This is a genomic window from Paraburkholderia sp. JHI2823, from assembly GCF_038900695.1.
GTDB classification, from domain to species: Bacteria; Pseudomonadota; Gammaproteobacteria; order Burkholderiales; family Burkholderiaceae; genus Paraburkholderia; species Paraburkholderia mimosarum.
Genome location: NZ_JAYMRY010000102.1, coordinates 1 through 4,505 on the forward strand (window position 1 = coordinate 1; position 4,505 = coordinate 4,505).

Genomic DNA, 4,505 nt, shown 5'->3' on the forward strand with positions numbered 1-4,505 from the left:
CGCCAGATGTGCGGTTTTCGCGATGCGCGTCGCACGCAGGCGTTTCTTTCGTGCTTCGGCCCGATCCGGCAGCACTTCGCGTTGCCCAGACACCAGATGAACGCGGCATGTCATCGTACCGCGCTCCGAAGTGCTCGAGCAGCGCGGCTTGAGCGTGTGGCTCGTTGATGCGCGGCAGATGAAGTACGTGCCGGGTCGCAAGAGCGACGTGCAGGATTGCCTATAAGGACTTCCTATAAGGACTTCCCCGTTTTAGCAAGCTGGGTTTAGCGGTTCATTTGTCTGGCTCCTGTATCGGGTCAGTGAGGGGGACTGGAGCAACAAAGGTTGGCGGCGAGACAGACTGCATGCCTATAAACGGCCTTTCTGGGGCGCATGTCACAACCGCGCCTTGGCCCGGATAGTAACCGCGCAGCAGGACTCCATCCAGTGGACGGCGAATACATGCGGTGTAGCGTCTCACAATCCTTCGAGTTCGCCCGCTGCCGGTCTGACCTGTCGCTATCCTTGTCGATTGCGTCCTCAACGGTAAGTGAGTTGATGGGGCTGGTTTGCGGTTTCACGCGCCCGCCGCCCCGCGTGTGCGCGCGGGCGCGTAGGACGGATCGAACCGTTCGCCTTTGGCGAGCACTGCCCATAGGATACGTGCGTGCTTGTTGGCCACAGCAACCAGGGTCTTGTAGTAGCCCACGCGGGCCTGAAGCTGGATAATCCAGCGCGAGAGCCGGTCATCGCGCCGGTGGGCAGTGAGGACGGCCGATCGCGCGCCCTGAAACAGCAGGGTTCGCAGATAGTCATTGCCCTGTCTGGTGATGTGCCCGAGCCGCTGCTTGGCGCCGCTGCTTTTCTGGCTGGGCACAATGCCCAGCCAGGCGGCCATCTGCCGGCCGTTCTTGAACTGGCGTGCATCGACCACCGTCGCCACTGCGGCCGACGCCGTCATGCGGCCCACGCCGCACACGTCCATGCAACGCTGCGCTTGCGGGTCGTGGCGGGCATGCTCGGCGATCTGCCGGTCAAGCCAGGCGATTTCCTCATCCAGCGCCTGCCATTGCGCCCAGCCACGCATCAGGGCTTGGCGCGCCGGCCCTGCCAGCTCATTGCTGCCATCTTCAACGCGGTCAACGAAATGCTTGCGCAACTGACCGATGCCTTGCGGCAAGAACACGCCGAACTCGGCGAGCAACCCGCGCAACCGGTTCACCAGCGCGGTGCGCTCCTCGACAAAGCCAATGCGCATCCGGTGGAGCACCAGCACGCTTTGCTGGGCGGTTGACTTGACCGGGACAAAACGCATGTGCGGGCGGCTCGCCGCTTCGCAGGTCGCTTCGGCATCGAGTGCGTCGTTCTTCACGTGAGCGCCACCCTTGCGGTAGGGTGCGACAAACTGCGGGGGAATCAGGCGCACGTCGTGTCCGAGCGTACGTAGCTTGCGGGCCCAGTGGTGCGCCGCGCTGCAGGCTTCCATCGCGACCAGGCACGGTTCCAGATTGGCAAACCAGCTCACGAATTGCTCGCGCCTGATCGCTTTGCGTACTACGACACGCCCGGCACTATCGACCGCATGGATCTGCATGACGTTCTTCGCCAGATCGACACCAACGCGCGTAATCTTGTCCATGACTTCCCCCCTTCGCGGAAAGGTTGTATAGCGCTAGCCATGATGGCACCAGACGGTTCCGGTGATCGGGGAAGTCCTTACCGATTCAGTGGCTGCAGAAGCTCATGAGCCTGGGGCTGCTGCGCGCGGCCTGGCGCCCGGGCGACGAGGTCTGCGTGGTGCGCGCGGTAGCGCGCCAGCGTGAGGTGCTGCTCACCGAGCAGGGCAACTGGGTGCTGCGCATGCAGAAGGCGCTGGTGCAGATGAACCTGCAGCTCACCGAGGTGCTCACCGACGTGATGGGCATGACCGGCCAGGCGATCGTGCGCGCCATCGTCGCCGGCGAGCGCGACCCGAAGGTACTGGCCAGCCACGGCCACGGCCGCGTGAAAGCCAGCGCCGCCGAGATCCAGCGGGCGCACTCACAGGCAACTGGCGCGAGGAACACCTGTTCGTGCTCGGCCAGGCACTGGCGAGATGTTCGACAGCCTCGCCCAACGCATTCTTGAGTGCGATGCAAAGATCGAGGCGCTGCTCATCCCGCTCGGCCGTCACGACGTGGAGCTCAGCGGGCCGGGCAAGCGGCGCGGCAAGAACACGCCGCAGTTTGATGCGCGCACGGCCCTCGCACGCTGGGCGGGGGTCGACCTGACGCGCATCAACACCAACCAACCAAAACTTCGCTAATTTCTTTTATGTTAAATTCAGGGGTGACGTATGACCCGATTCTTGATGCCGTTCGCGCCGATTTTCGCCGCCTCGGCAATGCAGCTCGAGGTCCAGCTTGCGCAGGAAGAACTCCTCCTGCTAGCTGTAAAGGCTGATTCCGCGCTGGACGCGGGCGGGTTTGGACATACTGTCTCCGTCTTTGTGGTGCATCCACATAGCCGATCAGCACCCACTCTGTCGTTCTGTTGGATAGAACGCAAGTTCTATTATTTTCCAAGCTCACGGGTTAACTAAAATAAGCACGTTTAGCCCCTGCACACCTGCGGCCTAGATAGGCGGTTAATTTGATCTGGCTCTGAAGGCGCTCCGTTCAAATGACCGGCGTACCGACTGGGAAAGCTCGAATTGTGCTTGTGCCGGCTATCGCTGGCCTCTGCACGCCGCCCATGCGCTGGCTCGATTACGCGAACTTGAATCCTAGTGGGACCGCGGCATGGGTCGGCCGAGGCTGTGTCAAAACGTGCGACTTCGACATCGAGCGCGAAAGTCGACGCACCAGAACGCTCTGTATCGGCTTCGCGGCACTTCGGGAAGGGTAAAGCGACACCCGAAAACCGTGTAGTTTCGAGTTTTGACACAGCCTCGGTCAGGGGAAGACGTCCAGGAGGCGCCACCAACGGGGCGCTCCGGGGCGCTTGTTGCTGATCGCGGGTAGCGCCTTCACCTGCTTGATCTGGATTTTCGTGTTCTGCAATTTTTCTCTTGCGATCGGCCAATTCGTTCTGGCTTCGGCAACGAATACCGCCTACATTGAACATACGAATGATTTGGTGGCAAGTATTGCCTTTGTGACACCGACCGCTGGCTCCACGTCGTGCAGACTTGCCGAGTGAGAAAACGGGGGGCATATGGAGAAGCTGATCTTATTGGCCATCGAGAATAAAACAACTGATAAAATTGTGTGATCGCAATCTTCTGCGAATTGCCGAACCCCATATATACGGCGTTACAAATGGAATCAGGCAAGTTCTCGGCTATCAGACGGGGGGCAAAGTAGCAACGGTAGACTCCCTGACTGGCGACGTTTCGACCTCAATCAGATGTCCCGACTTGCGATCCTCGCTCAAACATTTCCCGGACGCCGCCCCGTCCCCTCCGGAAAGCATAGCTCCTGGGATTCGCGTATATAGATCTCCGCGTACACGCGTCAACGGCTTCCACTGCGCTACCAAACCGGACTGTCGTAGGTCGCCAAGTCGCGGCGTGCTCAAGGTTAACGAATGAGCCGGCGATAGACTGCTCATTCAGGTAGCGAGTCGGTGTCGGCAACTCCGTCCTCGGCAAAAGGCACAAAAAGCGCGAATCCCCCAATGAAGATCCAATCCGTTCGCATCAGCAACTTCCGCACGTTGAAAGACGTGACGATCCCCCCCTTCGATTCCGTCACGACATTCATCGGGCCGAACGGTACCGGGAAGTCAACTGTGCTTCGTGCACTCGATGGTACTTTAACGGTAAGCCCGGCTCGCTAACGGAGAAGGACTGTTCCTTCGGGGTCACGACTGAGAACATCGAGGTTCAAGTCACCTTCACCGATCTCACCGACAAGGACCGCGAAGCACTCGGCAAGTACGCGCCGGACGGCGTTACCACATTCACGGCATGGAAGCGCCGGTTACCTGGGTTCTGTTGCAGTAAGGGTGTCGGGACGAGAAATGTCGATATGATAAGTATTGCGTATGACACAAGGGAGTAAAACTGCCGGGAAGCCGACGACGGGGCTTTGCCCGCACATTTCATCTGTCCTTTCCTGATCATGTGCATTACCTCGAGGCCGCCGAGAATGATCCTCGCACGGTGGAAGTTCTTGAATCCCTGCATCGGCCGGGGCCGGCGTTTGATAGCCCGATGGTCCTGTTCGACAATGTTGTTCAGGTACTTGATCTGGCGGACCTTGATCGGTGTCTCGCGATCGGCATTCACCGCATCCAGTGCGGCCAGATTGGAACCGCTTTTGTCGATGGTCACGGTCTCTGGCGTACCATTATGGGCAATCGCCTTTTCAAAGAACCGCCGGGCAGCGACCTTGTCCCGCCTGGCCCTGAGCAGGAATGAGGTTCCCTCGGTTTTTCGCCTTCCAGAGGCCTCTGGTTACGCGGCAGCATCCTTGGTCTGCTGAGCTTTGATCCAGTCTTGCAGGAACTGAACCGGCGATACAAAGCCGAGCGACGAATGA

The 4,505-nt window shown here is 59.8% G+C and carries 1 protein-coding gene and 3 pseudogenes; 2 read left to right on the forward strand and 2 right to left on the reverse strand.

The window, feature by feature from the left end:
- Positions 1-559: 559 nt before the first annotated feature.
- Positions 560-1,621 (reverse strand): IS110 family transposase, encoded by a 1,062-nt coding sequence (locus VSR34_RS37460; RefSeq protein WP_342965121.1) that lies wholly within the window; start codon positions 1,619-1,621, stop codon positions 560-562.
- Between the two features lie 86 nt (positions 1,622-1,707).
- Between VSR34_RS37460 and VSR34_RS37465 the strand changes: the two are divergent.
- Positions 1,708-2,263, forward strand: a pseudogene (locus tag VSR34_RS37465) (IS110 family transposase); the annotation flags it as partial.
- A gap of 1,376 nt (positions 2,264-3,639) precedes the next feature.
- Positions 3,640-3,944: pseudogene (locus tag VSR34_RS37470) on the forward strand (AAA family ATPase); the annotation flags it as partial.
- Positions 3,945-4,009: 65 nt separating this feature from the next.
- On the opposite strand, the pseudogene VSR34_RS37475 reads toward VSR34_RS37470, so the two are convergent.
- Positions 4,010-4,381, reverse strand: a pseudogene (locus VSR34_RS37475) (DDE-type integrase/transposase/recombinase); the annotation flags it as partial.
- Positions 4,382-4,505 lie beyond the last annotated feature (124 nt).